We start from the raw sequence: 24,853 nt of genomic DNA, 5'->3' as shown, positions 1-24,853 counted from the left end.
GTCATGCCGCTGGAAAGAGCTTCCCGCTAACATGCGCGCTTGTCGTGCATGCGGATTCGAGGGGATCGGATGTCGGGCTTGAGGATCGAGTCGTCGGTGGAGGTGCCCGCCCGGGCAGGACATGGGGATGCGCCGCCGGCGCCACCGCCCGCATCCGTCGCGCTCGCCGACCTCGAGCGTTGCGTGGCGCGCCAGGCGCAGATGCTGTCGGTGCTGTCCACGCTGCAGCGCGGCATGCTCGTGGGGCGTTCGTCCGCCGACACCTTCTCCGCGATGCTCGACCAGCTGGTGGCCTTGACCGGCAGCGAGTACGGCTTCATCGGCGAGGTGCTGCACGACGAGGCCGGCGAGTCCTTCCTGCGCATGCACGGACTCAGCGACATCTCCTGGAGTCCCGAGTCGCGCGCCCTGTTCGAACGCATGCGCACCGGCGGTTTCGAGTTCCACAACCTCGACACCTTGTTCGGTTCGGTGGTGAGAACCGCCACGCCGGTGATCTGCAATGCGCCCGCGGGCGATCCCCGCGGCGCAGGGGTGCCGCCCGGCCACCCCGAGCTGCGCGCCTTTCTCGGCCTGCCCTTGTTCCACGGCGGGCAGCTGATCGGCATGGTCGGCCTGGCGAACGCGGCGCAGGGTTACGACCACGCCCTGATCGTCGAGCTGGAGCCGATGCTGGTCACCTGCGCGAGCATGATCATCGCGCTGCGCACCGAGCAGGACCGCAAGGCCGCACGTCGCGCCCTGGAGGAGAGCGAACGCCATTTCCGCGAGCTCGCCAACAGCAAGTCGGCGCTGATCTGGACCTCGGACGCGGACGGCGGGTGCAACTATTTCAACGACACCTGGCTGCAGTTCACCGGCCGCACGCTGGAACAATCGCAAGGCACGGGCTGGGTGGCCGACGTGCATGCGGACGACCTGGAGGGCTGCCTCGACACCTGGCAACGAGCCTTCGCCCGCCGCGAGCCCTTCCGCATGGAATACCGCCTGCGCCACGCCGCGGGCGGCTACCGCTGGATTTCGGACGAGGGCAATCCGCGCCGCGACGCGGACGGCGCCTTCGTCGGCTACATCGGCTATTGCTACGACATCACCGAGCGCAAGCGCGGCGACCTCGCGCTCGATGCGCTCGCGGCGCGCTACGCGCGGCTGTCGGGCGAGGGCTTCTACGAGGCCGTGTGCCGGCACATCGTCGAGGCGCTCGATCTGGACATCGCCTTCGTCGGCCAGCTGTGCGCGGACGGCGCGCACATCGAGGTGCGCGCGGGCTGGGGCGAGGGCGCAGCGATCGGGCCGTTCCGCTATGCCCTTGCCGACTCCCCCTGCGATGGCACGATCGGGCTGGGCGCCTGCATCTACCCGCGGGGGGTGCATGCGCGCTTTCCGCGCGACCGCGAACTCGTGCGCATGGGCATAGAGGCCTACGCCGGCATGCCGCTGTTCGATCGCGATGGCGGCGTCCTCGGCCTCATTGTCGCGCTGCGTCGCCGCCCCTTCGACGACGAGGCGGCGGTACGCACCCTGCTGGAGATCTTCGACGACCGCGTCGCGGCCGAGCTGGCGCGCGAGCGCGCGGAGCGCGTGCTGAACGGACGGATCGCCTTCGAGCGCCTGGTCGGGCGGATCTCGTCCGATCTGATCCTCGCCTCGCCGGCCGAGCTCGACCTTCATCTCCATCGGGCGCTCGGCGAACTTGGGCGCTTCGCCGAGGCGGATCGCGCCTACGTGTTCCAGGTGTCCGAGGACGGTTCCCTGCTCGACAACACCCACGAGTGGTGCGCCGAGGGCGTCGAGCCGCAGATCCACAAGCTGCAGGGCTTGCCCTTCGACGACTCGCTGCTCTTCCTGCGCACGATCAAGCAGCTCGCGATCGTCGATTACCCCAGCGTCGCCGCGCTGCCGGCCGAGGCCGAGGCCGACCGCGTGCTGCTCGGGGCGCAGTCGATCCGTTCGGTGCTTGGCGTGCCGATGGTCGTGGACGGCCAGGTGCGCGGCGTCATCGGGCTCGACGCGGTGCGCAGCGAGCGCACCTGGACCGACGAGGACAAGACCCTGATGACCCTGGTGGGCAATGCCTTCAGCGGGGTCATCGAGCGCAAGCGCGCCCACGACGGCCTGCAGGCGAGCGAGGCGCGCTACCGCTCGGTGGTCGAGAGCGTGCGCGAGGTCATCTTCCAGCTCGACGGGCGAGGGCGCTGGACCTTTCTCAACAAGGCGTGGGCCGACATCACCGGCTACGCGCTCGCGGATAGCCTCGGCCGCCACTTCCTCGCCCACGTGCACGCGGACCATCGCGACCAGCACGGCGAGATGATCGAGCAGGTGCTTGCAGGCGAGCTCGAGTCCTGCACCCACGCGGCACGCTACCGCTGCGCCGGCGGCGGATTCCGCTGGCTGGAGATGAGCGCGCGGCGCGCGTTCGACGCGCAAGGCCGGCCCGCGGGCCTTTCCGGGACGCTGACCGACATCACCCAGCAGAAGGAGCACGAGTCGCGCCTGGAATACATCGCGCATTACGACGCGCTCACCGGGCTGCCCAACCGCGTCCTGCTCAGCGACCGCATGCAGCGCGGGATGGCGCAGGCGCGCCGGCGCGGTCAGCAGCTCGCGCTCGCCTACATCGATCTCGACGGCTTCAAGGCCATCAACGATACCCTCGGCCACCAGGCCGGCGACCAGTTGCTCGCGGTGGTGGCGGCGCGCATGAAGGCGGCGCTGCGCGAGGGCGACAGCATCTCGCGCCTGGGGGGGGACGAGTTCGTCGCCCTGCTGCTCGACCTGCCCGATGTAGAGGCTTGCGAACTGCTCGTGCGCCGCCTGCTCGGCGCGGTCTCGCAGGCGGTCCAGCTTGCGGGGCAGGAGGTGAAGGTCTCGGCGAGCATCGGCCTGACCCTGTACCCGCAGGCGGAGGAGGTCGACGCCGACCAGTTGCTGCGCCAGGCCGACCTCGCCATGTACCAGGCCAAGCTCGCCGGCAAGAACCGCTACCACCTCTTCGACACCGCGCACGACCGCTCCCAGCGCGGGCGCCACCAGACCCTGGCGGCGATCCGTGGCGCGCTGCGCACGGGCGAGTTCCGCCTCCTGTACCAGCCCAAGGTGAACATGCGCAGCGGCGCGGTGGTGGGTGCCGAGGCGCTGATCCGCTGGCGGCATCCGCGCCAGGGCGAACTCGAGCCGGGCGGCTTCCTGCCCGTGGTGGCGGACCACCCGCTCGCGGTCGAGATCGGCGACTGGGTGATCGAACAGGCGCTCGCCCAGGTTGCCGCCTGGCAGCACGCGGGATTGTTCCTGCCGGTGAGCGTGAACGTGGGCGCGCGTCACCTGCAGGCGGCGGATTTCATGCCGCGCCTGCAGGCGGCGCTGGCGCGCCACCCCGATCTGGGGCCGGGCGCGCTGGAACTGGAGGTGCTGGAGACGAGCGCGCTGGAGAGCATCGCCCAGGTCACGCGCATCGTCGAGGCGTGCGCACGCATCGGCGTGTCCTTCGCGCTCGACGACTTCGGGACGGGGTATTCCTCGCTCGCCTATCTCAAGCGGCTACCCGCGGCGCGTCTCAAGATCGACCAGCTGTTCGTGCGCGGGATGGTGGAGGACGCCGAGGACCTCGCCATCCTGAAGGCGATCATGGGGCTGGCCGATGCCTTCAAGCGCGAGGTGATCGCCGAGGGGGTCGAGGAGGTCGAGCACGGCAGCCTCTTGCTGCAACTGGGCTGCGAGGTGGCGCAGGGCTACGGGATCGCGCGGCCGATGCCGGCGGAAGAGATTCCGGCCTGGGTGGCGAACTGGTCGCCGCCCGCGGCGTGGCGGCAGGCGCGGGCCTGAGCCCGCGCCCTGCGTCCTCCACCCGCGCCCCGGCCCCTCGATGCGGGCGCTCCGGGAAGCGCTCGGGGGCAGGGTGCGCGTCGAGGGCGCTCAGGCGACGACGACCGGGATCTTGCCGATCTTCGCCTGCCACTCCTGCGGGCCGGTGTTGTGCACGCTGGTGCCCTTGGCATCGACTGCGACCGTCACCGGCATGTCCTGCACGGTGAATTCGTAGATCGCCTCCATGCCGAGGTCGGCGAAGCCGACGACCTTGGCTTCCTTGATCGCCTTCGACACCAGGTAGGCCGCGCCGCCGACCGCCATCAGATAGGCCGACTGGTTGTCCTTGATGGCCTCGATCGCAACCGGGCCGCGCTCGGACTTGCCGATCATCGAGATGAGGCCGGTCTTCTCCAGCATCATGCGGGTGAACTTGTCCATGCGGGTCGCGGTGGTGGGGCCTGCCGGGCCGACGACCTCGTCGCGCACCGGGTCGACCGGGCCGACGTAGTAGATCACGCGGTTGGTGAAGTCGACCGGCAGCTTCTCGCCCTTTTCCAGCATGTCGGCGATGCGCTTGTGCGCGGCGTCGCGGCCGGTGAGCATCTTGCCGTTGAGCAGCAGGATCTGGCCCGGCTTCCAGGACGCGACCTCTTCCTTGGTGAGGGTGTCGAGGTTCACGCGGGTAGCGACGTTGGTGTCGGCCTTCCAGGTGACCTGCGGCCAGTCTTCGAGCTTCGGCGTGGGCAGATGCGCCGGGCCCGAGCCGTCGAGGTGGAAGTGCACATGGCGGGTGGCGGCGCAGTTGGGGATCATCGCGACCGGCAGCGAGGCGGCGTGGGTCGGATAGTCCATGATCTTGACGTCGAGCACGGTGGTGAGGCCGCCCAGGCCCTGGGCGCCGATGCCGAGCGCGTTGACCTTCTCCATGAGCTCGAGGCGCAGCTCCTCGACGCGGGAGAGCGTGGCGCCGGAGGCGGCCTTCGCACGCAACTCGTGGATGTTGACCGGATCCATCAGCGATTCCTTGGCCAGCAGCATGGCCTTCTCGGGCGTGCCGCCGATGCCGATGCCGAGGATGCCCGGCGGACACCAGCCGGCGCCCATGGTCGGCACGGTCTTGAGCACCCAGTCGACGATCGAGTCGGAGGGGTTGAGCATGACCATCTTGGTCTTGTTCTCGGAGCCGCCGCCCTTGGCCGCGCAGATGACCTCGACCTCGTCGCCCGCGACGACCTCGTAGTGCACCACCGCCGGGGTGTTGTCCTTGCTGTTCTGGCGCTTGCCGGCGGGGTCGAGCAGCACGGAGGCGCGCAGCTTGTTGTCCGGGTGGTTGTAGGCGCGGCGCACCCCCTCGTCGATCATCTCCTGGACGCTCATCTTCGCATCCCACTGCACGTTCATGCCCACCTTGAGGAAGACGACCGCGATGCCGGTGTCCTGGCAGATCGGGCGGTGGCCCTCGGCGGCCATGCGCGAGTTGGTCAGGATCTGCGCGATCGCGTCCTTCGCGGCCGGGCTTTCCTCGCGCGCGTAGGCTTCGCCGAGCGCCTGGATGTAGTCGAGCGGGTGGTAGTAGCTGATGTACTGGAAGGCATCCGCGATCGACTGGATGAGGTCTTCCTGGCGAATGATCGTCATGGCGCTTGGTCTCCGGAATGACATGGGGGCAGAATGACGCGACCGGACCGGAAGGCCCGGAGTGGCGCCGGATTCTACCACCGGCCCCGCCGGCCGTCGCTGGCCGGGCGGTGTAAGTCCTGTGTAAGATAGCTGTTCTCTAATGCCGGCGTTTCGAACGGCATCCGAGTGTCCGGACGGGGAGGGCCCTCACGGGGCGTCGGCGTTCGGGCGGATCATAGGCTGGGTTCAACCAGCCCACCCGCAACGGGTAGCTTCAACCATTTGAACAGTTGAGGAGAGGTGAGCATGTCCAACGAGCAACAAGTCCGCATTTACAATCCCTCGGAAGAGATGGTCAAGAACGCAGCGGTGTCCGGCATGGACGGTTATCGCGCGCTGTGCAAGGAAGCCGAGGACGACTACGAGGGTTACTGGGGGCGTCGCGCCAAGGAGCTGCTGGACTGGAAAGTGCCCTTCACCCAGGTCCTCGACCAGTCGAATGCGCCCTTCTTCAAGTGGTTCGCAGACGGCAAGCTCAACGTCTCCTACAACTGCCTCGACCGCAACGTGGTCAACGGCCTCGGCGACAAGGTCGCGCTGATCTTCGAAGCCGACGGCGGCGAAGTCACCCGCATCACCTACAAGGACCTGCTCTCCCGCGTCAGCAAGTTCGCCAACGCCCTGCGCGGCATGGGCGTCAAGAAGGGCGATCGCGTCATCATCTACCTGCCGATGTCGATCGAAGGCGTGGTCGCGATGCAGGCCTGCGCCCGCATCGGCGCCACCCACTCGATCGTGTTCGGCGGCTTCTCCGCCCAGGCGCTGCGCGATCGCATCGAGGACGCCGCTGCCGTGGCCGTGATCACCTCCGACGGCCAGTTCCGCGGCGGCAAGGCGCTGCCGCTCAAGCCGATCGCCGACGAGGCGCTGTCGCTCGGCGGCTGCGATACCGTCAAGAACGTCATCGTCGTCAAGCGCACCGGTGCCGACATCGCCATGGTCGCCGGCCGTGACAGCTGGTTCCACGACGTGGTGGCCACCCAGTCCGAGGTCTGCGAGCCGGAGTGGGTCGAGGCCGAGCATCCGCTGTTCGTGCTCTACACCTCGGGTTCCACCGGCAAGCCGAAAGGCGTGCAGCACTCTTCGGGCGGCTACCTGCTGCAGGCCGTGCTGTCGATGAAGTACACCTTCGACATCAAGCCGAACGACGTCTATTGGTGCACCGCCGACATCGGTTGGGTCACGGGTCACACCTACATCACCTACGGCCCGCTCGCCTGCGGCGCGACCGAGATCGTGTTCGAGGGCGTGCCCACCTACCCGGACGCCGGCCGCTTCTGGAAGATGATCCAGGACCATAAGGTCAGCATCTTCTATACCGCGCCGACCGCGATCCGTTCGCTGATCAAGGCCGCCGACAACAACCCGGCAGTGCATCCGAAGCAGTACGACCTGTCCTCGCTGCGCATCCTGGGTTCGGTCGGCGAGCCGATCAACCCGGCGGCCTGGGAGTGGTACTACGAGAACGTCGGCGGCGGCCGCTGCCCGATCGTCGATACCTTCTGGCAGACCGAGACCGGTGCGCACATGATCACGCCGATGCCGGGCGCCACGCCGATGGTTCCGGGCTCGTGCACGCTGCCCTTCCCGGGCATCATGGCTGCGGTGGTGGACGAGACCGGTACCGAGGTGCCCTGGGGTCAGGGTGGCATCCTCGTCGTCACCAAGCCGTGGCCGTCGATGATCCGCAACGTCTGGGGCGATCCCGACCGCTTCAAGAAGACCTACTACCCCGAGGACTTCAAGGGCAAGCTCTACCTCGCGGGCGACGGCGCCATCCGTGACGCCGAGACCGGTTACTTCACCATCACCGGTCGTATCGACGACGTGCTGAACGTCTCCGGCCACCGCATGGGCACGATGGAAATCGAGTCGGCCCTGGTCGCGCACGAGAAGGTGGCCGAGGCCGCCGTGGTCGGTCGTCCGGACGACCTGACCGGCGAGGCGATCGTGGCCTTCGTGGTGCTCAAGGGCGCGCGTCCGACCGGCGAGGATGCCGCGAAGATGATCAAGGAACTGCAGAACTGGGTGGGTCACGAGATCGGGCCGATCGCCAAGCCGAAGGACATCCGTTTCGGCGAGAACCTGCCCAAGACCCGCTCCGGCAAGATCATGCGCCGCCTGCTGCGCCAGCTCGCCAAGGGCGAGGATGTCACCCAGGACACCTCGACGCTCGAGAACCCGCATATCCTCGAGCAGCTCAAGGGCTGATGCAGTGCCGGCCGGGCGCCCCGCGTCCGGCCTTCCTGAACGACAGGAGGAAGCCGGCCAGCGAGCCGGTGCCGGGGGGAGACCGGGTACGCGCAAGGCGTGCCCCTGATCGTGCGTCGCGCCGACCCTGCCACGAAGAGCAGGGCGGCGCTGCGCCTTTTCGTTTGCCGTGGCTCGTTTCATGGGAGCGACAGGATGCGCAAGGGTCTGGCCGGGCAGCGGCTGGTGGCCGTGTTCATCGCCGGCCTGGTGTTGCTCAACTATCCCATACTGTCCCTGTTCGATCGGCCGCAGACCGTTCTCGGGTTGCCGCTGCTCCACGTCTATCTGTTCTCGGTGTGGGTCGCGCTGATCCTGGTCGTGGCGTGGATCGTCGAGCGCGGGACGCGCTGATGCGGAGGTCGGGATGCTCCCGGGCTGGCTGATCGTCGGCGCTTCGTTCGCCTATCTGCTGCTGCTGTTCGCGGTGGCCTACTTCGGCGACCGGCGCGCGGATGCCGGGCGCTCGGTCATCGACAATCCCTGGGTTTTCAGCCTTTCGCTCGCGGTGTATTGCACCGCGTGGACCTATTTCGGCAGCGTCGGCCGCGCCGCCTCGGGCGGGCCGTGGTTCCTGCCCACCTATCTCGGGCCGACGCTGGGCCTGACCCTGGCCTGGCTGGTCGTGCTCAAGATGATCCGCATCGCGCGCAGCTACCGGGTCACCTCGATCGCCGACTTCGTCGCCTCGCGCTACGGCAAGAGCCACCTGCTCGGCGGGCTGGTCACGCTGATCGCGGTGGTCGGCATCGTGCCCTACATCGCGTTGCAGCTGAAGGCGATCTCCAGCGGCTACGCGCTGCTGGTGGGCGAGCACGACCCGCTGTTCCGCATCGAGAGCCAGGCGGGCTGGTGGCAGGACGGCACGCTCTACATCGCGCTCGCGCTCGCCGCCTTCACGGTGCTGTTCGGCACCCGCCACCTCGACACCACCGAGCGCCACGAGGGCATGGTCGCGGCGATCGCCTTCGAGTCGGTGGTCAAACTTTTCGCCTTCCTGGCGGTGGGCATCTACGTCACCTACTGGCTCTACGACGGCTTTGGCGACCTCTACGCGCGCGCCGCCGCCGTGCCCGAGCTGCACCGCCTGCTCGCCTTCGACGGTGCCGGCCGGCTCGGCTACGGCGGCTGGTTCGCTCACGTGCTGCTGGCCATGCTGTCCATCATCTTCCTGCCGCGGCAGTTCCAGATCGCGGTGGTCGAGAACGTCAACGAGCAGCACCTGCGCCGCGCGACCTGGGTCTTTCCCGCCTACCTGCTGGCGATCAACATCTTCGTGATCCCGATCGCGATCGGCGGGCTGCTGCATTTCGGCCGCGGCACCGTGGATCCGGACACCTTCGTGCTGACCCTGCCGCTCGCGCACGGGCAGAGCGCGCTCGCGCTGCTCGTCTTCATCGGCGGCCTGTCGGCGGCGACCGGCATGGTGATCGTGGAGGCGATCGCGCTCTCCACCATGGTGTGCAACGACCTGGTGATGCCGATGCTGCTGCGCAGCCGGCGGCTCGACCTCGCGCGCGAGCGCGACCTCACCGGCCTGCTGCTGGGCATCCGCCGCGGTGCGATCGTGGTGCTGCTGTTGCTCGGCTACCTCTACTTCCGCCTCGCCGGCGAGGCCTACGCGCTGGTCAGCATCGGCCTCATCAGCTTCGCCGCGGTGGCGCAGTTCGCCCCGGTGGTGATCGGCGGCATGTACTGGCGCGGCGGCACCCGCGAGGGCGCGCTCGCCGGTCTGCTCGCCGGCTTCGCGGTGTGGGTCTATACGCTGCTGCTGCCCTCGTTCGCCAAGTCGGGCTGGCTCGATCCGGGCTTCCTCGAGCACGGCGTGCTCGGCCTGGAATGGCTCAAGCCCGAGCAGCTCTTCGGCCTCACCGGCCTGGACAACATCAGCCACGCGCTGTTCTGGAGCCTGCTCGCCAACATCGGCTGCTACGTCGCGGTATCGATGCTGCGCGTGCCGACCGGGCCGGAGGCGACCCAGGGCGCGCTCTTTGTGGACGTGTTCCGGAGCGGCGCGGCGGCGCCGGCGAGCTTCTGGCGCACCGGCGCCGAGGCCGGCGAGCTGGTGCCGCTGGTGGCGCGCTTCCTCGGGCAGCGCCGCACCGAGGAGGCCTTCGGCGCCTACGCGCGCTCGCACGGCCTGCAGCAGGTCTCCGAGCTCAAGGCCGATCCCGAGCTGGTGCACTTCGCCGAGACCCTGCTCGCCGGCGCGATCGGCAGCGCCTCCGCGCGGGTGATGGTGTCGACCGTGGTGCAGGCGGAGCCGCTCGGGCTCGGCGAGGTCATGGACATCCTCGACGAGGCCTCGCAGGTGCGCGCCTACTCGCACAAGCTCGAGGAGAAGTCGCGTGCGCTCGAGGCCGCGACCGCCGAGCTGCGCGCCGCCAACGAGCGCTTGAAGGAGCTCGACCGCCTCAAGGACGACTTCATGTCCTCGGTGACGCACGAGCTGCGCACGCCCTTGACCTCGATCCGAGCGCTCTCCGAGATGATGCTCGACGACCCCGACATCGACGTCGAGGACCGCCAGCGCTTCCTCGGCATCATCGTGTCCGAGGCGGTGCGCCTGTCGCGCCTGGTGAACCAGGTGCTCGACATGGCCAAGATCGAGTCCGGCCATGCCGAGTGGCACAACACCGACATCGACCTGTGCGAACTGGTGCGCCACTCGGGCGACGCCACCCTGCAGCTCTTCCGCGACCGCGGCGCCGAACTGCACCTGCACCTGCCGGAGTCGGTGCCGACCCTGCGTGCCGACCACGACCGACTGCTGCAGGTGATGCTGAACCTGCTGTCGAACGCGGCGAAGTTCGTGCCCACGGGCAGCGGTCGCGTGGATGTGACGTTGAGCTGCGATGGCGAACGCCTGCGCGTCGCGGTGAAGGACAACGGGCCGGGGATCGAGCCGGCGCAGCAGCCGGTGGTGTTCGAGAAGTTCCGCCAGGGCGGCGACGAACGCTCGCGACCGCAGGGTACCGGCCTGGGGCTGCCGATCAGCCGCCAGATCGTCGAGCACTTCGGCGGTCGGCTGTGGCTGGAGTCGGTGCCGGGCGAGGGCGCGACATTCTCCTTCGAGCTGCCGCTGAAGTCGGCGGCGGGCGAGGGATGACATAGAATATCGGGCGGGGAGGAGACGCTGATGGACAAGAAAGTACTGATTGCCGACGATGAACAGAACATCGTCATTTCGCTGGAATTTCTCATGAAGCGCGAGGGCTACCAGGTCGAGGTGGCCAACGACGGCGAGGAGGCGGTGCGCAGGATCCGCGCCTCGCGACCCGACCTGGTGCTGCTCGACGTGATGATGCCGAAGAAGAGCGGCTTCGAGGTCTGCCAGGAGATCCGTTCCGACCCCGAGATGGCGGGAATCCGCATCCTGATGCTGACCGCCAAGGGCCGCGACACCGAGGTCGCCAAGGGCCTCGCGCTCGGCGCCGACGCCTACATGACCAAGCCCTTCTCCACCCGCGAGCTGGTGGACAAGGTGCGCAGCCTTCTGGAGCACTGAATCATGCAGGCACGTGCGCGATTCATGCTCGCGGTCGTCGTGCTGTTCCTGCTGATGACCGGGCCCTTCCTGCTCACGGCGCTGATCGTCTGGGTGGAGACCGAGGGCGAGGCGCGCGACCTGCTCCTGAAGGTGCTGTCGCCGCACCTCACGCTCGGTACCCTGCTCACCGCGATGGGCTTCGCTGCCGGGGTGGGCGTGGTGCGCGTGCTCTTCCGTCAGTACGTCCAGGGCCTGCTGCGCATGTCGGAGAACCTGCGCCTGATGCTGGGGGCCAACCGCGGTTTCCGCGTGCACCCCGAGGGGCCGCCCGAGGTGCAGCAGCTCGCGGTCGCCACCAACGAGCTCGCGAGCCAGCGCGACGTGCTGCTGCAGGACGTGGAGGCGCAGATCGGGCGCGCCAAGGCTTCGGTCGAGCTCGAGAAGGACCGCCTCGCCGCGCTGATGTCCGAGCTCACCCAAAGCGTGGTGGTGTGCAACCTCGACGGCCGCGTGCTGCTCTACAACAACCGTGCGCGCGCCCAGTTCCGCGCGCTCTCGGACGCGCCCGGCGTGGCCGGCGGCGGCGAGCTGATCGGGCTGGGGCGCTCCATCTATGGCGTCTTCGAGCGCAACCTGATCGCGCACGCGCTCGACACCATCCAGCAGCGCCTGCGTCGCGGTGCCGCCCAGGCACAGGCCAACTTCGTCACCACCACGCGTGCCGGCCAGCTGCTGCGCGTGCAGATGGCGCCGGTGCTGTCGCTGGCCGCGCCGGCGCTTGTGGCGGCGGAGTCGACAGCCGTCGCCGCAGGGAGCGTGACCGGTGTGCAGCAGAATGCGGCAGCGGAGGGCGACGGCGCTGGCAATGCAGGGGGCGGCGCGTCCCCCGCAGCGCCCGAGGTCGCCGCGGCAGCGGTCACGTCCGAGCGCACGCTCACCGGTTTCATCCTGATGCTCGACAACATCACGCGGAACTTCGAGACCGAGTCGCGCCGCGACCAGATGCTGCACAACCTCACCGAGGGCAACCGCGCCTCGCTCGCCAACGTGCGCGCGGCGGCCGACATGCTCGAGTTCGAGGACCTCACCGACGAGATGCGCACGCGTTTCCGCAAGGTGGTGCGCGACGAGGTGCAGGCCATGAGCCAGCGCCTCGACCACACGGCGAACGAGTTCGCCGACTCGCTGAAGGCGCGCTGGCCGCTCGAGGAGATGCTCGGCGCCGACCTGATCGCCGCGGCGCAGCGCCGCATCGAGGCCCGCATCGGCCTGCCCACCAAGCTCGAGGAGGTCGATGAATCCCTGTGGGTGAAGGTCGACAGCTTCTCGCTGATCCAGGCCATCACCTACCTCGCCAGCCGGCTGTCGGACGAATTCGAGGTGCGCGAGGTGCGCTTCCGCCTGAGCGCGGCCGGGCGCCTCGTGCACCTCGACCTGATCTGGTCGGGGCAGGCGATGAGCACCGAGACGGTGATGAGCTGGGAGCTCGAACCGATGAAGATCGAGGACGAGAGCAGCCCGCTCACCGTGCGCGACGTGGTCGACCGCCACGACGGCGAGATGTGGCTCGAGCGCGAGAAGGTGCGCCACCGTGCCTTCTTCCGCATCCTGCTGCCGGCGGCGACGCCGCAGGAGCAGGCCGAGGCCGAGACCTACCTGCGCGGCGAGAGCCGTCCCGAGTACTACGACTTCGATCTCTTCGCGTGGTCGGAGAAGTCGCACGAACTCGACGACCGCCTGCTCTCCGAGCTCAGCTACACGGTGTTCGACACCGAGACCACCGGGCTCAACCCCTCGCAGGGCGACGAGATCATCCAGGTCGGCGCCACCCGCATCCTCAACGGCAAGCTGCTGCGCGCGGAATCCTTCGAGCAGCTGGTGGACCCGGAGCGTCCGCTCGCCCCCGAGTCGGCCAAGATCCATGGCATCACCTCGGAGATGCTGCGCGGCCAGCCCACCATCGACAAGGTGCTGCCCGCCTTCCACGCCTTCGCCGCCGACACCGTGCTGATCGCGCACAACGCCGCCTTCGACATGCGGTTCCTGCAGCTCAAGGAAGAGCAGACCGGCCTGCGCTTCGACCATCCGGTGATCGACACCCTGCTGCTGTCGGCAGTGGTGCATCCCAACCAGGAGTCGCACCGCCTGGAGGCGATCGCCGAGCGCCTGGGCCTGACCATCGTCGGCCGTCACACCGCGCTCGGCGACGCGATCGTGACCGCCGAGGTCTTTCTCAAGCTGATCCCGCTGCTCGCCGAGAAGGGCATCCGCACCCTGCGCGACGCGCGCGAGGCCGCCGAGAAGACCTACTACGCGCGGGTCAAGTACTGATGACCGGCTGCCGCAGGCCGCGCGGAGAGCATTCCCCTTGAGGCGCAACCCCGGCTTCGCGCGCCAGCTGCGCCGCTACTACGGCATCTACACCCTCGGCTTCGCGCTTTTCGTCGTGCTGCTCGCGATTGGCGAGAGCCTGGGCCTGTCGCAGCAGCTCATCGGCCACGTCTTCCTGTTCGTGACGATCGCGATCTACGCCACCATCGGCGTGCTCTCGCGCACCTCCGACGTCACCGAGTACTACGTCGCCGGGCGCCGCGTGCCGGCGCTGTTCAACGGCATGGCGACCGCGGCCGACTGGATGAGCGCCGCATCCTTCATCGGTCTGGCCGGTACCTTGTACTTCAGCGGCTTCGAGGGCCTGGCCTTCGTGACCGGATGGACCGGCGGCTTCGTGCTGGTGGCCTTGCTGCTCGCGCCCTACCTGCGCAAGTTCGGCCAATACACCATCCCCGACTTCCTCGGCGCGCGCTACCAGGGCAACGTCGCGCGCCTGGTCGGACTGGCGGCGGCGGTGCTGGCGAGCTTCGTCTATCTGGTCGCGCAGATCTACGGCGTGGGCCTCGTGACCAGCCGCTTCGTCAGCGTCGAGTTCGAGATCGGGCTCTTCATCGGCCTGGCCGGCATCCTGGTGTGCTCCTTCCTCGGCGGCATGCGCGCCGTGACCTGGACCCAGGTGGCGCAGTACGTGATCCTGATCATCGCCTACCTCGTTCCGGTCGTGATCCTGTCCTACAAGCTCACCGGGATTCCGATCCCGCAGGCGGTTTACGGCACCGTGCTGCAGCAGATCAGCGCGCGCGAGGACGAGCTCCTCGAGGCTCCCACCGAGCGCGCGGTGCGCGATCTCTACAGCGCGCGCGCGCGCGACTACGCCGACAAGATCGCCGCGCTGCCCGCCTCGCTCGAGGACGAGCGCCGGCGCATGATCGACGAGCTCAACCGCATGCGCCTGGACAGCGCGCCGGCGCGCGACATCGCACTGACCGAGCGCGCGTTGCGCGACCTGCCGCGCACGCCGGCCGAGGCCCGCGAGGCCTGGCAGCGCGCGCGCGCCGAGGCGCTCGAGCGCGCCCGCCCGCCGCCGCGTCACGCCGAGGCGCATCCGGGCGCCACCGCGAGCGAGTCCGCCACCGCGCGCAACAACTTCCTCGCCCTGATGTTCGTGCTGATGGTCGGCACCGCGGCGCTGCCGCACATCCTGATGCGCTACTACACCACGCCCGGCGTCATGGAGGCGCGGCGCTCGGTGCTGTGGTCGCTGTTCTTCATCTTCCTGCTCTACGTCACCGCGCCGGCCTACGCGGTGTTCGCCAAGTGGGAGGTCTATAACAATCTGGTCGGCTCGAACATCGCGATCCTGCCCGACTGGGTCGCGTCGTGGGGCAGGGTGGGGCTGGTGCGCATCGAGGACCTCAACGGCGACGGCATCCTGCAACTCGCCGAGCTGCGCCTGAACACCGACGTGATCGTGCTCGCCACCCCGGAGATCGCCGGCCTGCCCTACGTGGTATCGGGCCTGGTCGCGGCCGGGGGGCTGGCCGCCGCGCTGTCGACCGCCGACGGCCTTTTGCTGACGATCTCGAACGCGCTGTCGCACGATCTCTACTACAAGGTCATCAACCCCAAGGCGAGCGCGCACCGGCGCCTGGTGATCTCCAAGTCGCAGCTGCTGGTGGTGGCGGTGGTGGCGGCCTGGGTGGCCTCGATGCGGCCGGACAACATCCTCTTCATGGTCGGCCTGGCCTTCTCGATCGGTGGCTCGGCCTTCTTCCCGGCGCTCGTGCTGGGCATCTTCTGGAAGCGCGCCAACCGCCCGGGGGCGGTCGCCGGCATGCTGGCCGGGCTGGCGGTCACGGTGTTCTACGTGGTGCGTACCCATCCCTTCTTCGGCGGCGCGATGGCGAACGCCTGGTTCGAAATCAACCCGATCTCGGCCGGCGTGTTCGGCGTGCCGCTCGGCTTTGCGACCATCGTCGCGGTCAGCCTGCTGACCAAGCCACCGCCGCAGGAGATCCAGGACCTGGTCGACTACGTACGTTACCCCGACATCCCGGGACAAAGCCGGCCGCATCTTTGAGCGCGCACTTGAAGCGCGCCGGATGCGCCCCACATAGGGTTCAGTTCAACGAATCCCGAGGATGACCTCCATGCGTTTCGACAAGCTCACCACCAAGTTCCAGCAGGCCCTCGCCGATGCGCAGAGCATCGCCGTGGGCAACGACCAGCAGTTCATCGAGCCGCTGCACGTGCTGCAGGCCCTGCTCGAGCAGGACGACGGCGGCAGTGTGTCGCTGCTGCAGCGCGCCGGGGTCAATGTCCCGCCGCTCAAGAATGCGGTCGCCAAGGCCGTCGGCCGCCTGCCCAAGGTGGAAGGGCACGGCGGCGAGGTCAGCATCGGGCGCGACCTCAACAACCTGCTCAACGTCACCGACCGTGAAGCGCAGAAACGCGGCGACCAGTTCATCGCCAGCGAGATGTTCCTGCTCGCGCTCGCGGACGACAAGGGCGAGGCCGGCCGCCTGCTCAAGGAGAACGGCCTGGCGCGCAAGGCGCTCGAGGCCGCGATCGAGGCGGTGCGCGGCGGCGCCAACGTGGGCAGCCAGGACGCCGAAGGCCAGCGCGAATCGCTGTCGAAGTACTGTCTCGACCTCACCGAGCGCGCACGAAGCGGCAAGCTCGACCCGGTGATCGGTCGTGACGACGAGATCCGCCGCGCCATCCAGATCCTGCAGCGCCGCACCAAGAACAACCCGGTGCTGATCGGCGAGCCGGGCGTGGGCAAGACCGCGATCGTCGAGGGCCTGGCGCAGCGCATCGTCAATGACGAGGTGCCCGAGACGCTCAAGGGCAAGCGCGTGCTCTCGCTCGACATGGCGGCGCTGCTCGCCGGCGCCAAATACCGCGGCGAGTTCGAGGAGCGCCTGAAGGCGGTGCTCAAGGAGATCGCCCAGGAAGAGGGGCGCATCATCGTGTTCATCGACGAGCTCCACACCATGGTGGGCGCCGGCAAGGCCGAGGGCGCGATCGATGCCGGCAACATGCTCAAGCCCGCGCTCGCACGCGGCGAGTTGCACTGCATCGGCGCCACCACGCTCGACGAATACCGCAAGTACATCGAGAAGGACGCGGCGCTCGAGCGCCGCTTCCAGAAGGTGCTCGTCGAGGAGCCTTCGGTCGAGGCGACCATCGCCATCCTGCGCGGCCTGCAGGAGAAGTACGAGATCCACCACGGCGTCGACATCACCGACCCGGCCATCGTCGCCGCGGCCGAACTGTCGCACCGCTATATCACCGACCGCTTCCTGCCCGACAAGGCGATCGACCTGATCGACGAGGCCGCGGCGCGCATCAAGATGGAGATCGACTCCAAGCCCGAGGTCATGGACAAGCTCGACCGTCGCATGATCCAGCTCAAGATCGAGCGCGAGGCGGTGAAGAAGGAGAAGGACGAGGCTTCGCTCAAGCGCCTGCAACTGATCGAGGACGAGCTCGCCAAGCTGCAGCGCGAGTACAACGACCTGGAAGAGGTGTGGAAGGCGGAGAAGGCCAAGGTCGCCGGCTCGGCCCACATCAAGGAGGAGATCGACGCGCTGCGCGCGCAGATGGCCGAGTACCAACGGAAGGGCCAGCTCGACAAGGTCGCCGAGCTGCAGTACGGCAAGCTGCCGCAGCTCGAGGGCCAGCTCAGGATGGCCGAGCAGGCGGGCCAGAATGCCGCGCCCAACAAGCTGCTGCGCACCGAGGTGGGCGCCGAGGAGATCGCCGAGGTCGTATCGCGCGCCACCGGCATCCCGGTGAGCAAGATGATGCAGGGCGAGCGCGAGAAGCTCCTGAAGATGGAGGACAAGCTGCACGAGCGCGTGGTCGGCCAGGACGAGGCGGTGCGCCTGGTGGCCGACGCCATCCGGCGCTCGCGCGCGGGCCTGTCGGACGAGAACCGTCCCTACGGCTCCTTCCTCTTCCTCGGCCCCACCGGGGTGGGCAAGACCGAGCTGTGCAAGACGCTGGCGAACTTCCTGTTCGATTCCGAGGAACACCTGATCCGCATCGACATGAGCGAGTTCATGGAGAAGCACTCGGTGGCGCGCCTGATCGGTGCGCCCCCGGGCTACGTCGGCTACGAGGAAGGCGGCTACCTGACCGAGCAGGTGCGGCGCAAGCCCTATAGCGTGATCCTCTTCGACGAGGTCGAGAAGGCGCATCCGGACGTGTTCAACGTGCTGCTGCAGGTGCTCGACGACGGTCGCATGACGGACGGCCAGGGCCGCACGGTGGACTTCAAGAACACCGTGATCGTGATGACCTCCAACCTCGGCAGCCAGATGATCCAGGCCATGGCGGGAGACGACTACGGGGTGATCAAGCTCGCGGTGATGGCGGAAGTGAAGACCTACTTCCGTCCGGAGTTCATCAACCGCATCGACGAGGTGGTGGTGTTCCACGCGCTGGATGAAAAGCACATCGCCGGCATCGCGAAGATTCAGTTGCAGTACCTCGAGAAGCGCCTGGCGCGGCTGGAAATGGGCATGGAGATCAGCGATGCGGCGCTCGCCGAGCTCGCGACTGCCGGCTTCGACCCGGTGTTTGGCGCACGGCCCTTGAAGCGGGCGATCCAGGAGCGCATCGAGAACCCGCTCGCGAAGGCGATCCTCGAAGGTCGCTTCGCCGCCAAGGACTGCATCCGGGTGGATGTCGAGGGCGGGCAACTGCTGTTCCGGCGCGCCGACTGAGGCGCGGCGCGCAAAGCCGCGCCCCGATCGCGCTTCGTCTCGTGCCTGCCGGCCCGTGGCGAAGCGCGGCGATCGGCGTCATGCGATCGCCGCCGCCCGTTCCTCGAACCATGTGCCGAACTCCTCTACCCCCAGCGGCCGCGAGAACAGGTAACCCTGCATCGCGCGGCAACCCCGCTTGCAGAGGTAGCCGCGCTGCTCCTCGGTTTCCACGCCCTCGGCGACCACCTCCATGCCGAGGTCGCGGGCGAGCGACAGGGTGGCCGAGGTGATCGCGACGTCTTCCGGATTGTCCGGCAGGCCGTCGACGAAGGAGCGGTCGATCTTCAGGCGGCGCAGCGGCAGGCGCTTGAGGTAGGACAGGCTGGAGTAGCCGGTGCCGAAATCATCCAGGGCCAGCGTCAGTCCGAGCGCCACGAGCTGGTCGAAGCTCGCCACCAGCTCGGGCGTCGCGTCCATCAGCGCGCTCTCGGTGATCTCCAGCTCGATCCGCGCCGGATCGGCGCCCGTCTCGCCCAGCACGCGCGCCACCGTGGCGACGAAGTCGCGCCGGCGGAACTGCAGCGCCGAGATGTTTACCGCCACGTCGAGCGGCGGCAGGCCGGCGTCGCGCCAGCGCACCTGCTGCAGGCAGGCTTCGCGCAGCACCCATTCCCCGAGCGGCACGATCAGGCCGCTCTGTTCGGCGAAAGGGACGAAGCGGTCGGGCGGGAGCAGACCCCGCTCGGGATGTTGCCACCGCACCAAGGCCTCGCAGCCGTACACCCGGCCGCTCGCCGCGTCGATCTGAGGCTGGTAGTGCAGGCGCAGATCGCCGCTCTCGATCGCCTTGCGCAGTTCGGCCTCGGTCTGCAGTCGGCGGGTCACGCGCTGGGTCATCTCGGGCAGGAAGAAGCGGTAGGCGTTGCGGCCGGACTCCTTGGCCTCGTACATCGCAGTGTCGGCGTGCTTGAGCAGCGTATCGATCTCGCCACCGTCGGCGGGGTAGAGGGCGATTCCGATGCTCGCGCCGACGCGCAGCGGCTGGCTGTCGATCTGCAGCGGGCGGGCGAGCGCATCGAGCACGCGCTCGGCAACGCGCGCCGGCTCTTCGGCGTGCGCGAGGCGCGACAACAGGATCACGAACTCGTCGCCGCCGATGCGGGCGACCAGGTCTTCCGCGCGTACGCAGCCGCCGAGGCGGCAGGCCACCTGGGCGAGCAGGCGATCGCCGGCGGCGTGGCCGAGCGAGTCATTGACCGTCTTGAAGTCGTCGAGGTCGAGGAACAGCACGGCGCAGCGGTCGTCATGGCGCGCGGCGTGCCGCAGCACGTCCTGGGCGTGGTCCTGCCAGGCGCTGCGGTTGAGCAGCCCGGTGAGCGGGTCGAAGCGAGCCAGGTAGCGGATGCGGGCTTCGGCCTCGCGCAGCGCGGTGACGTCCTGCGCGGTACCGCGGATACGCCGGAGGCGGCCGCCCACATGCTCGCCCTCGATGCGGAACTGCAGCGTGCGCATCGGCAGGCTGTCGGTGTTGCAGTCGAGCATGATCCGGCCCGGCTCCGTGGCGGCGCGCTCGAGCGCGTCGGTCAGGGCCGCGCGGCTGGCGGGGGCGATCGCGTCGATCAGGTCGGCGAGCGAGTTCAGGTCGCCTGCCGTGCTGTCGAGCAGCAGGTGGAGCTCGTCCGAGGCGTGCAGCCCGTCGCGTGCGCAGAGGGTCTCCCAGCTGCCGAGGCGGGCGATGCGCTGGGCGTCGATCAGTGCGGCGCGGTTTTCATGCAAGCGTACGCTCGCGGCCTGGAGCTCGGCGGTGCGGTGTTCGACCAGCGCCTGGATGCGGCGACGGTTGCCGGTGGTGATGAGCAGGAGCGCGCCGAGCATTGCGCTGGTGAGGACGCCGACCGCGATCGTGCCCCACGCGGCCCAGCTGCGCAGCTGTTCGATGTAGCGGGGCAGGGCGCGGGTGTGCAGCTCCCATCGACGACCGGCGAAATCGATGCTCGTGGTGCGCGCCAGGATCTCTTCCGGCCAGACCGACTCCTGTCCGCGATCGTCGCCGGCAAGCAGCGCCGACTCGGGCCCGGCGTCGCGGTCGGAGAGTCGCACCGCGATGCCCTGCGCCGCAGCCTGGCGTGAAACGGCTGCGAGCAGGTCGTCCATGCCCAGTGCCGCGGACACGACTCCGAGCGGGGCGCGGACCGGTGCAGGCGGCGAGGAGGCGAAAACGGCTTGATAGAGCACCACGGCATGCTGCTCCCCGTGCTCCTGCACCAGGCGCATGCGCGCGCTGGCCGCTGGCTGGCCGGTGGCCAGCGCGCGTTCGATCGCCTCGCCCGCGACCGGGAAGGACAGTGGATCCATGCCGAGCACGGCGTGGTTGCCCTCTTCGGGCTCGACGTGCGTGACCGGGAAATACTCGCGACGCTCGGTAGCAGGCGAAGTTTGTCCGGCGGGATCGCGGTCGAGGATGCGGTAATCGACCCGGTAGTCGCTCCGGATCCCCTCTTCGAATGCCGCGCGCTCAGCGTGTCTTACGTAAGGGTTCCAGGTGAAGCTGCGCGTGCCCGGGTGCAGTCGCATCCAGGGTGCGACGAACTCGTGGAAATCGGCGCGCGAGACCTGGTCGCTCGCGAGCAGCAGGCGCTCGATCGAACGCACCATGTCGACCTGTTCTTCGAGGCGCTTCTGCAGCAGGGCGGAGAGATGGACGCTGTCGCGCTCGAACTGCGCCCGCACGCGCGAATCCTCCCAGCTCACCACCTGCCGGTAGGCGAGGGCGAGCAGCACGAGCGCGATCGACATCGGCAGCGCGACGCCGAGTCTGCGCTGGCGCCAGTCCTGCGTCGGGCGACCAATGAACACCAGGGTGAGCGGGGCGGCGACGAGCATGCCCAGGGTGTCGCCGGTCCACCAGGTCCACCAGTTGAAAAGCGCGTCGGATGCCGGGATCACCGCCGCCCAGACCAGGGCGGAGACGCCGATCGTCGAGCACACCAGCCCGCTCAGCGGCATGCAGATGCCGAGGAAGCGCATCACCGAGCCGGTCGTGTCGAGCGTGTCGCCGGGCGCGAGCAGCCGGCGCGCGAGCAGGACGCCGACCACCGCCTGCAGGGTGGCGCCTACCGGGACGGCGAGCGGACCGAGCGGATTCCAGCCTGCGCTGCCGAGCAGCGGCCAGGCGGTGGCGAGCTGGATCAGGGCCGACCCTGCGAACACCGCAGGCCACAGGCGCAGTCCGAACACGAACAGCGCGGCGAGTGCGATACCGGCCGGTGGAAAGAAGGGGGCGGTGTAGCCCGGTGGGATGGCGAGATGGAGGGCGGGATAGCCGACCGCCCAATAGGCCAGGGCGAGGACGACTGCGGGGAGAGGGCTTGCGCGCATCCGCGCAGTATATTGAGCGCCGTTCCCTGCGCGCTGTGACGGATGGCATGCCGCGGACCCGAAGCCGGACCGATGCGCTAAACTGCGGAACTTTTCGCGCCGGGATCCTGCCACACGGCTGCATTTTTCTGTCCTTTCCACGGAATACGAGATGTTCGAGGCTGTTCGCAACAATAAACGCGTCGCCCAGGTGATCCTGGCGCTCCTGATCGTCCCCTTCGCCTTCTTCGGCATGGACGCCTACTTCAGCGACTCGGGTTCGGCGAACGAGGCCGCGCGTGTCGGCGGCACCACCATAGGCGCATGGGAGTTCGACCAGGCCCTGCGCGAGCAGCAGGACCGCCTGCGGCAGGACGGCGGGGGCCAGGTCGACCGTGCGCTGCTGCAGTCGGCCGAACTGCGGCGAGCCGTGCTCGAGAACCTGATCAACCAGCGCGTGCTCGCGCTCTACGCCGCCGAGAACCGTCTCGTGGTGACGCCGCAGCAACTGCAGGAGACCATCGCCGGCGTGGCCTCCTTCCAGGAAAACGGCAGCTTCTCGCTGCAGCGCTACGAGACCCTGCTGCGTGCCCAGGGCATGACACCCGCGACTTTCGAGGCGCGCCTGGCGCAGGACGTGCGGGTGCAGCAGATCGTCGCGGCGGTCGGCGACGCCGGCATCGTTCCCCAGGCATCGGCGCGGCGCTTCCTCGACGCCCAGCTGGAGTCGCGCAGCGTGCGCGAGTTCCGCCTCTCGGCGAAGGCCCTGGCGGCCGACGTCAAGGTGGACGACGCGCAGGTCAGCGCCTACTACGAGGCCAACCCGACGCGCTTCGAGCGCCCGGCGCGGCTGCAGGCCGAATACCTGGTCTTCGACCGCGCGGCGGTCGAGCGTGGCGTCGAGGTCGCGGACGACGCGGTGCGCGCCTTCTACGACGGCAATCCGCAGCGCTTCGGCGTGCCCGAGGAGCGCCAGGCTCGTCACATCCTGCTCGCCCTCGACCAAGGCGCCGAGCAGGCCGAGGTCGATCGCGTGATGGCCGAGGCGCGAGCGCTCGTCGAGCAACTGCGCGCCGATCCCGCGCGCTTCGCCGCCCTCGCGAAGGAGAAGTCGCAGGATCCGGGCTCGGCCGGCAACGGCGGCGATCTCGGTTTCTTCGCCCGCGGCGTGATGGTCGGCGCCTTCGAGGACGCGGTGTTCGGTCTGCAGAAAGGCGTGATCGGCGAGCCGGTGCGCAGCGACTTCGGCGTGCACATCGTCGAGGTCACCGACATCAAGCCTTCCTCGGTCAAGCCCTTCGAGGCCGTGCGCGCGGAGATCCTCGCCGAGCTGCGCGCCCAGGAGGCCGGTCGTCGTTTCGCGGAGCTGGCCGAGCAGTTCTCCAACACGGTGTACGAGCAGCCCGACAGCCTGCAGCCCGCGGCCGAGGCGCTCGGCCTCAAGACCGCCACCACCGACTGGATCAGCCGCGACTCCGCCCCGGCGCCGCTCGCCGACGAGCGCGTGATCTCGGCCCTGTTCGGCGACGAGGCGGTGCAGAAAAGCCGCAACACCGAGGCCATCGAGATCGGCAACGGCACCCTGGTGTCGGCGCGGGTCAAGGCCTTCGAGCCGGCGCGCCGGCTGCCGCTCGACGAGGTCCGCGAGCGCATCGTCGAACTCGTCCGCATCGAGCAGGGCCGGGTGAAGGCCACCCGTGCGGGCGAGGAGATGCTGGCCGCGCTGCGCAGGGGCGAGCAGCCCGCAGCCCGCTGGGGCGAGGCGCGCAAGCTGCAGCGTGGTGCCCCCGGGCTGCCGGCGGCGGCCATGCAGGCGGTGTTCTCGGCGTCGGCCGAGACGCTCCCGGTGCACGTCGGCGTGCAGTCGACCGAGGGCGACTACGTGCTGTACCGCATCGAGGCGGTCGAGCGCGCGCAGATCGGCGACGCGGACCCGCGCGTCGCCGCGGTTACGGGACAGTACAAGCAGCTCCTGGCCGGGCGCGACTTCGGCGCCTTCCTGAGCGAGCTGCGCCAGCGCTACGAGGTCACGATCAACCCGACGGCACTGCAGGTCGAGCCGCGCTGATTCCCAGCGGATCCCCGCATGCTCCGCCACTCGCCCGTGCGGCGAGGGCAGCATGGAAACAAAAAGCCCGGTGTCGAAACCGGGCTTTTTTGTGCCGTCCGCCGAGGCTCGGCAGGCGGATGCGGCGGCTGCCGCGCAGCGCCGTCCGCCGCGATATCCTTACTGCGGCAGCGGCAGCGCGTTGCCGAGCGCGGTGGTGTTGAAGCCGCCATCCACGTACATGACCTCGCCGGTGATGCCGCTGGCCAGGTCCGAGCACATGAAGGCGGCGGCGTTACCCACTTCCTCGATGGTCACGTTGCGGCGCAGCGGGGCGTTGTGCTCGTTGAAGGCGAGCAGCTTGCCGAAGCTGCCGATGCCCGAGGCCGCGAGCGTCTTGATCGGGCCGGCGGAGATCGCGTTGGCGCGGATGCCTTCCGGGCCGAGGGTGACGGCGAGGTAGCGCACCGAGGCTTCCAGGCTGGCCTTGGCGAGACCCATGATGTTGTAGTTGGGCATGGTGCGCACGGCACCCAGGTAGGACAGGGTCAGCACGCTGGCGTTGCGGCCCTGCATCATCGGGCGCGCGGCCTTGACCAGCGCCGGGAAGCTGTAGGTGCTGACCTCCTGCGAGATGCGGAAGGCCTCGCGGGTGAGGCCGTCGAGGAAATCGCCCTCGAGTGCCTCGCCGGGGGCGAACGCGATCGAATGCACCAGCGCGTCGAGGCCGTCCCAGTGCTGCCCGAGCTGCTCGAACAGGCCGGTGATCTGCGCGTCGTCCTGAACGTCGAGCGGGAAGATCAGGCTGCTGCCGAAGTCGGCCGCCAGCTTGGCGACGCGGTCCTTGAAGCGGTCGTTCTGGTAGGTGAAGGCGAGCTCGGCGCCTTCACGGTGCATGGCCTTGGCGATGCCGTAGGCAATCGAACGGTTGCTGAGCAGACCGGTGATGAGGATTCGTTTGCCGGCGAGAAAGCCCATGAGAAATGACTCCGAATGACAAGACGGGGATTATAGCGAAAAACCGTCAAAACCCTTCGACGGACGGGACTTTCGCCCGCGCGGGGGGATGGAAGGAGGCGACGGAGCCGGTAGGGCAGGCCATGTTTCGTCGAGGCGGGCGGGTCACGGCTGCGGGTCCGAGGCCGTGTGCAGATCGCAAGCGCGTGCGAA

Annotated in this window: 12 protein-coding genes; 9 read left to right on the top strand and 3 right to left on the bottom strand. The window is 68.8% G+C overall.

Going from position 1 to position 24,853, the window contains the following annotated elements; all coding sequences use genetic code 11:
• Positions 1 to 69 precede the first annotated feature (69 nt).
• Positions 70 to 3,825, top strand: a complete 3,756-nt coding sequence (locus tag ACZ5PP_RS05040; protein WP_464826824.1) for a bifunctional diguanylate cyclase/phosphodiesterase — start codon at positions 70 to 72, stop codon at positions 3,823 to 3,825.
• 90 nt (positions 3,826 to 3,915) lie between these two features.
• On the opposite strand, the gene ACZ5PP_RS05035 is transcribed toward ACZ5PP_RS05040, so the two are convergent.
• Entirely contained in the window at positions 3,916 to 5,448 is a 1,533-nt protein-coding gene (locus tag ACZ5PP_RS05035; protein ID WP_004298615.1) for a fumarate hydratase, read from the bottom strand.
• 288 nt (positions 5,449 to 5,736) lie between these two features.
• On the opposite strand from ACZ5PP_RS05035, the gene acs reads away from it, so the two are divergent.
• The 7 genes from acs (at position 5,737) to clpB (ending at position 18,297) form a co-directional block, all read left to right on the top strand.
• Positions 5,737 to 7,701 (top strand): acetate--CoA ligase, encoded by a 1,965-nt coding sequence (acs, locus tag ACZ5PP_RS05030; protein WP_464826823.1) that lies wholly within the window; start codon positions 5,737 to 5,739, stop codon positions 7,699 to 7,701.
• A gap of 195 nt (positions 7,702 to 7,896) precedes the next feature.
• On the top strand, positions 7,897 to 8,094 hold the full coding sequence (locus tag ACZ5PP_RS05025; RefSeq protein ID WP_464826822.1) for a hypothetical protein: 198 nt from the start codon (positions 7,897 to 7,899) through the stop codon (positions 8,092 to 8,094).
• Between the two features lie 13 nt (positions 8,095 to 8,107).
• A complete protein-coding gene (locus ACZ5PP_RS05020) occupies positions 8,108 to 10,849 on the top strand; it encodes a sensor histidine kinase (protein WP_004298609.1) in 2,742 nt (913 codons plus the stop codon).
• Between the two features lie 30 nt (positions 10,850 to 10,879).
• Positions 10,880 to 11,248, top strand: coding sequence for a response regulator transcription factor (locus tag ACZ5PP_RS05015; RefSeq protein WP_004298607.1), 369 nt, complete (start codon positions 10,880 to 10,882; stop codon positions 11,246 to 11,248).
• Between the two features lie 3 nt (positions 11,249 to 11,251).
• The gene (locus ACZ5PP_RS05010) at positions 11,252 to 13,561 is read left to right on the top strand and encodes an exonuclease domain-containing protein (RefSeq protein ID WP_004298605.1); all 2,310 of its coding nucleotides are present in this window, start codon (positions 11,252 to 11,254) and stop codon (positions 13,559 to 13,561) included.
• Positions 13,562 to 13,598: 37 nt separating this feature from the next.
• Entirely contained in the window at positions 13,599 to 15,644 is a 2,046-nt protein-coding gene (locus ACZ5PP_RS05005) for a sodium:solute symporter family protein (RefSeq protein ID WP_012585591.1), read from the top strand.
• Between the two features lie 70 nt (positions 15,645 to 15,714).
• Complete coding sequence (gene clpB, locus ACZ5PP_RS05000) at positions 15,715 to 18,297, top strand: ATP-dependent chaperone ClpB (RefSeq protein WP_464826821.1); 2,583 nt, start codon at positions 15,715 to 15,717, stop codon at positions 18,295 to 18,297.
• Positions 18,298 to 18,375: 78 nt separating this feature from the next.
• On the opposite strand, the gene ACZ5PP_RS04995 is transcribed toward clpB, so the two are convergent.
• Positions 18,376 to 21,657, bottom strand: a complete 3,282-nt coding sequence (locus ACZ5PP_RS04995) for an EAL domain-containing protein (RefSeq protein ID WP_464826820.1) — start codon at positions 21,655 to 21,657, stop codon at positions 18,376 to 18,378.
• Between the two features lie 151 nt (positions 21,658 to 21,808).
• Here ACZ5PP_RS04995 and ACZ5PP_RS04990 point away from each other — a divergent pair, with 151 nt between their 5' ends.
• Positions 21,809 to 23,704 (top strand): SurA N-terminal domain-containing protein, encoded by a 1,896-nt coding sequence (locus tag ACZ5PP_RS04990; protein ID WP_004318358.1) that lies wholly within the window; start codon positions 21,809 to 21,811, stop codon positions 23,702 to 23,704.
• A gap of 159 nt (positions 23,705 to 23,863) precedes the next feature.
• Here the strand turns inward: ACZ5PP_RS04990 and fabI are convergent, their stop codons facing one another.
• A complete protein-coding gene (gene fabI / locus ACZ5PP_RS04985; protein WP_004318356.1) occupies positions 23,864 to 24,661 on the bottom strand; it encodes an enoyl-ACP reductase FabI in 798 nt (265 codons plus the stop codon).
• Between the last annotated feature and the right edge of the window lie 192 nt (positions 24,662 to 24,853).

This window comes from Thauera sp. DNT-1 (assembly GCF_055393985.1).
The sequence above is the reverse complement of the archived record's forward strand: the minus strand, read 5'-3'. Positions and strand labels throughout refer to the sequence as shown.

Bases quoted from the DNA above. Each gene is read 5' to 3' on its own strand.
- ACZ5PP_RS05040 (WP_464826824.1), top strand. From the start codon at position 70: ATGTCGGGCTTGAGGATCGAGTCGTCGGTGGAGGTGCCCGCCCGGGCA.
- ACZ5PP_RS05035 (WP_004298615.1), bottom strand. From the start codon at position 5,448: ATGACGATCATTCGCCAGGAAGACCTCATCCAGTCGATCGCGGATGCC.
- acs (WP_464826823.1), top strand. From the start codon at position 5,737: ATGTCCAACGAGCAACAAGTCCGCATTTACAATCCCTCGGAAGAGATG.
- ACZ5PP_RS05025 (WP_464826822.1), top strand. From the start codon at position 7,897: ATGCGCAAGGGTCTGGCCGGGCAGCGGCTGGTGGCCGTGTTCATCGCC.
- ACZ5PP_RS05020 (WP_004298609.1), top strand. From the start codon at position 8,108: ATGCTCCCGGGCTGGCTGATCGTCGGCGCTTCGTTCGCCTATCTGCTG.
- ACZ5PP_RS05015 (WP_004298607.1), top strand. From the start codon at position 10,880: ATGGACAAGAAAGTACTGATTGCCGACGATGAACAGAACATCGTCATT.
- ACZ5PP_RS05010 (WP_004298605.1), top strand. From the start codon at position 11,252: ATGCAGGCACGTGCGCGATTCATGCTCGCGGTCGTCGTGCTGTTCCTG.
- clpB (WP_464826821.1), top strand. From the start codon at position 15,715: ATGCGTTTCGACAAGCTCACCACCAAGTTCCAGCAGGCCCTCGCCGAT.
- ACZ5PP_RS04995 (WP_464826820.1), bottom strand. From the start codon at position 21,657: ATGCGCGCAAGCCCTCTCCCCGCAGTCGTCCTCGCCCTGGCCTATTGG.
- ACZ5PP_RS04990 (WP_004318358.1), top strand. From the start codon at position 21,809: ATGTTCGAGGCTGTTCGCAACAATAAACGCGTCGCCCAGGTGATCCTG.
- fabI (WP_004318356.1), bottom strand. From the start codon at position 24,661: ATGGGCTTTCTCGCCGGCAAACGAATCCTCATCACCGGTCTGCTCAGC.